This is a genomic window from Halorubrum saccharovorum DSM 1137 (assembly GCF_000337915.1).
In the GTDB taxonomy this organism is placed as follows: Archaea; Halobacteriota; Halobacteria; order Halobacteriales; family Haloferacaceae; genus Halorubrum; species Halorubrum saccharovorum.
In genome coordinates, this window is sequence record NZ_AOJE01000009.1 from 1 (window position 1) to 4,467 (window position 4,467).

4 protein-coding genes, 1 tRNA gene and 1 pseudogene are annotated in these 4,467 nt (G+C 69.2%); 4 read left to right on the forward strand and 2 right to left on the reverse strand.

Annotation, left to right across the window (positions count from 1 at the left end):
* Nucleotides 1–1,112: LarC family nickel insertion protein (locus C471_RS01720; RefSeq protein WP_004046144.1), on the reverse strand; the 1,112-nt coding region annotated here is incomplete at its 3' end.
* A gap of 179 nt (nucleotides 1,113–1,291) precedes the next feature.
* On the opposite strand from C471_RS01720, the gene C471_RS01725 reads away from it, so the two are divergent.
* Nucleotides 1,292–2,458, forward strand: a complete 1,167-nt coding sequence (locus C471_RS01725) for an inorganic phosphate transporter (RefSeq protein WP_004046146.1) — start codon at nucleotides 1,292–1,294, stop codon at nucleotides 2,456–2,458.
* A gap of 24 nt (nucleotides 2,459–2,482) precedes the next feature.
* On the opposite strand, the gene C471_RS01730 is transcribed toward C471_RS01725, so the two are convergent.
* Nucleotides 2,483–3,163 (reverse strand): undecaprenyl diphosphate synthase family protein, encoded by a 681-nt coding sequence (locus C471_RS01730; RefSeq protein WP_004046148.1) that lies wholly within the window; start codon nucleotides 3,161–3,163, stop codon nucleotides 2,483–2,485.
* A 141-nt stretch (nucleotides 3,164–3,304) separates the two neighbouring features.
* On the opposite strand from C471_RS01730, the gene C471_RS01735 reads away from it, so the two are divergent.
* The 3 genes and pseudogenes from C471_RS01735 to sod form a co-directional block, all read left to right on the forward strand.
* Nucleotides 3,305–3,838: a hypothetical protein gene (locus C471_RS01735; protein ID WP_004046150.1), complete on the forward strand. Its 534-nt coding sequence runs from the start codon at nucleotides 3,305–3,307 to the stop codon at nucleotides 3,836–3,838.
* Nucleotides 3,839–3,864: 26 nt separating this feature from the next.
* Nucleotides 3,865–3,948 (forward strand) — tRNA-Ser (locus tag C471_RS01740).
* A 337-nt stretch (nucleotides 3,949–4,285) separates the two neighbouring features.
* Nucleotides 4,286–4,467 (forward strand): annotated as a pseudogene (sod, locus tag C471_RS01745) (superoxide dismutase [Mn]); the annotation flags it as partial.

Consider the following 4,467-nt stretch of genomic DNA (forward strand, 5'->3'; position numbering starts at 1 on the left):
GAGATGTGTATAAGAGACAGGTGGCCCGGCCGCGACTTCTTCATCGTGGTCGGCACGATCGTCACGTCGCGCGCGCCGGCCCGCTTGAGCGTCTCCTGAAGTCCGCCGAGCACCTCGGGGGCGGCGTCGTCGAGGTTGGTTTCGAGGACGGCCACGTCGTCGTGGACGAGGCCGTGGTCGCGGCGTTCATCCGTGTCGCGGGGCGTATCGCCGTGAGCGTGAGCGTCGGCGTGCGCGTGACTCTCGGCGTCGGAATCCGCCCCCTCGCCGACCAGCGCCCGGAGCACGTTCGGGTGCTTCTCGAAGGTCGCGTCGCCGGCTCCGTAGCCGGCGGCGTCGACGGCGAGGTCGGGGAGCGCGTCGGCGCCATCGGCGACCGCGGCGAGGATCGCGGCGCCCGTGGGCGTGAGCAGTTCGCGGTCGACCGGGCCGCCGACCACCGAGAAGTCGGCGCCGGCCACGATCTCTGTCGTCGCGGGCGCGGGGACCGGGTAGACGCCGTGGCTCATCTCCACTTCCCCCCCGCCCGTCGCCACCGGCGTCGACACGACCCGCTCGGGGTCGAGGTCGTCGAGCAGCAGCGCCGCGCCGACCACGTCGGCGATCGCGTCGTCGGCGCCGACCTCGTGGAAGTGCGTCTCGTCGAGGTCGGTGCCGTGGACCGACGCCTCCGCGCGACCGAGGCGCTCGAAGGCGTCGAGCGCGATCGACTCGACGGAATCGGGGAGCGCCATCGACTCGACGAGCGCGACGACCTCGGGATAGCTCCGATGGATGTCGGCTCCCTCGGCGCGTTCGTGATCGTCGTGGGCGCGTTCGGGACTGTCGTGGGCGTGGTCGTGATCGTCGTGGCCGTGACCGCCGCCGTGATCGCGGTCGGACCCGCCGTCGCTCTCCACATCGCTACTGTCGGTATCGCCGTCGCCGTCGAGAAGCACGTCGACGGTCGTCGCCCGGATCCCGTTTTTCGTCGTCTCGCCGACTTCGTACCGGATCGGGAGCCGGTCGGTCACGGGCGCGAGGGCGTCGGGGTCGGCGCCGGCCGCGATCAGCGCGGCGCAGATCATGTCGCCGGCGGCGCCGGCCCGACCGTCGAAGACGAGCGTTCGCATGGCCGACCGGACGCAACCGCGAGACAAATACTCCCGGTATCCGACTCAGTGGCGATCCCGTCCGCGCCCCGACTGTTAACCGATCTCCCTCGATACCGCCGATCGGTCGGGCTTCCACGGTCCTGTCGGAGGGCGGAAACCTGTTCGTTTAACCCGCCGTGTGTCGTTGTGGCGAGTATATGGTTGAGGTCTTGCTTCTCGTCGGGTTCGTGGTCGCGGCGTTCGTCGGATACAACATCGGCGGCGCGACGACGGGGCCGGCGTTCGGACCGGCGGTCGGCGCGGACGTGATATCGAAGTCGGGCGCCGCGGCGCTGATGTCGGTGTTCTTCTTCATCGGCGCGGGGACGCTGGGACAGCGCGTCGTGACGACGCTCGGCGAGGACCTGGTCACCGGTGGCAACGTGTTCACGCTGGAGACGAGCATCGTCGTGCTCTTTTTCATCGGCGGCGCGCTGTTCGTCGGCAACTTCGCCGGCGTGCCGGCGTCGACGTCGATGACGGCCGTCGGCGCCATCGCCGGGCTCGGACTGGCGACGGGCACCCTCGATCGGGCCGTGATGGGCGAGATCGCCATCTGGTGGATCGTCGCGCCGATCATCGGGTTCTGGGTCTCCGGCGTCGTCGGACGCTACTTCTACCCCGCGATCGACAGCTGGGTGGCGATCGAGAGCACCGAGGGCGCGCTGTTCGAGTTCGATCGATCGGGCGTCGTCCCGAAGCCCGTTCCGGGCCCGAACACGACGCGCCGCGAACTCTTCGGCGGGTTCGTCGTCATCGCGATCGGCTGTCTGATGGCCTTCTCCTCGGGCACGTCGAACATCGCGAACGCGATCGCGCCGCTCGTCGCGCTCGACAACGTCGAGATGACGCCGATGATCCTCCTCGGGAGCGCCGCCGTCGCGGTCGGCGCCTTCACGATCGCGCGCCGGACGCTCGACACGCTCGGCAACGACATCACCGACCTCCCGCTGACCGCGGCGATCGTCGTCGCCTGCGTCTCCTCCGGGATCGTCATCAGCCTCTCGGCGGTGGGGATCCCGGCCTCGTTCGTCATCATCGCGACGATGTCGATCGTCGGCCTCGGCTGGGGGCGCGCGACGCGGACCGTGACGGTCAAACAGGGGATCAGCGGCGAGAAGGAGCCGAAGGTCTCCGTCGGCGCGCTGAAGGCCGACGAGACGGGACCGATCGGCGAGGGCGACCCGACCGACATCCCCTCGGCGTCGGACCTGTTCAACCCGAGCACGAGCGCGCGCGTCGTGCTGATGCAGAACGTCGTCCCGATCCTCTCGACGGTCGGCGCGCTCGTCACGTTCACGGTGCTGTTCCGGTTCGTCTGGTGAGCCCCGAATTCCCGACCGAACCACCTACCGACCGAACCGCCGCTGCCGGTCCTGAAAGTCGAGCACTGCGCGGAGGTAGTCCCGCTTTCTGAAGTCCCGCCAGTTCACGTCGGTGAAGTAGAGTTCGGCGTACACCGACTGCCAGATCGCGAAGTCCGAGAGCCGCTCGGCGCCGGTCTTGATCACGAGGTCCGGTTCCTCCGGGAACACCAGCCGGTCCGAGACGTCGGCGGCGTCGATCGACTCCGGATCGAGGTCGCCGGCGTCCACGTCGGTCGCGAGCTCCCGGACCGCGGCCGCGAACTCGGCCTTCCCGCCGAGCCCGACCGTGATCCGGATCGGGGCGTCTGCCGAGCGTTGGTTCTCCGTTCGCTCGCGCGCCCGCCGTCCGGCGTCGCCTTCGAAATCGGCGGTTCCGTCGTCGAGCGCCGCGTCTTCCGGCCCCCGAACGACGAGTCGCCGGGGGGCGTCGACCTGACGGAGTTCGCGGACGAGCGTCGGGACGACGGCGGCGTCGAGCACGGACACCGAGACGGTGACTCGGTCCGCGCCGTACTCGAAGGCCCACCCGAGCGCCGCCGAGAGAGTGCCGAACGCGCCGTCGGCGAGGAGGTCGCGCTCGGTGATGACGATCGCGACGTGTTCCGGCGTATCGCCGCCGTGGAAGCGATGGCGGACGGCGAGGTACGTGTCGTACAGGCCCACGTGGGGAGGTCCCGGCGCGCGGTATAAAAACTCACGTCCGCCGGCGTCGCGGCCGTCGGAGCGAGACGGACCGACCGTCACTCACACGGCGAGCGGGCCGGCGACGAGGGGTTTAATTCGCCCTCGGCCGTAGCGGCGGCGATGGCAGACAGCTACCGCGGGGTGTTCGGCGCGATCCCCTACGCGATCCGCGAAACGGAGTCGTGGACCATGCGCGTGTACGGCGTGATAGGGGCGCTCGCGGCCGGGCTGATCGCGACTGTGGTCACTCTCGCGCTCGTCGTCTGGATGGCCGAGACCACGAACGTGCAGGGCGGGACGTTCCTGTTCTCGCGGTCGCTGTACGTGATCGCCGGGTTCGCCGCGGTCGCGCCGCTGCTCGCTCCCCTGCTGTTCGTCGCTCGCCGACACCGACGCGACGACCCGGTGAAGCCGGGATACGACCGAAAGCTCGCGTACGGCGGGTTCCTGTTCCTCTGCTCGCTGTACGTCGGGCTGATCATCTCCGCGCCGGCGGAGCTCCGCGATCCGACTGAGTCGATCGTCGTCGGCGCCCTCTACGCGCTCCCGCAAATTACGGGCGTCGTGCCGCCGGTCCTGGCCGCGCTCGTCGTGTTCGCCACCCACTACCGGCTCCGAGGGGCCGCCGAGCGCGACGCGACCGACACCCCTTAGTCGGACGCCCCCGACGGTCCGGGTGCGGTGGGATGGCAGAGTGGCCCATTGCGCCGGTCTTGAAAACCGGTAGCCTCACGGCTTCCTGGGTTCGAATCCCAGTCCCACCGTCAGCGCGCGGCGCACTCCGCGTCGCGCGCGTCTCGTGCAGGATTCGAATCAGAGAGCGACCGATAGGGAGCGACCGTGGTTCGAATCCCAGTCCCACCGTCAGCGCGCGGCGCACTCCGCGCCGCGCGCGTCTCGTGTCGCCGACGAGAACCCGATATCAGTTACGGCACCGAGATCGATCGGATCGCCGTCCCGATTTCGTGCCGCCCTGAACCGCGAGCCTAGCGCTCTCGATCCGCCGCGGTCGAGATTCGCCACGTCCGGTGACGCGTGGTATCGTGTGCCGCATTATCTTTAACAGGTTTCCGAGCCATGTAGCTGACAGGTGATTCAACGATGAGCTACGAACTTGATCCGCTGCCGTACGATTACGACGCGCTGGAGCCGCACATTTCCGAGCAGGTGCTGGAATGGCATCACGACACCCATCATCAGGGGTACGTGAACGGGTGGAACTCGGCCGAGGAGACGCTCGAGGAGAACCGCGAGGCGGGCGACTTCTCGTCGTCGGGCGGCGC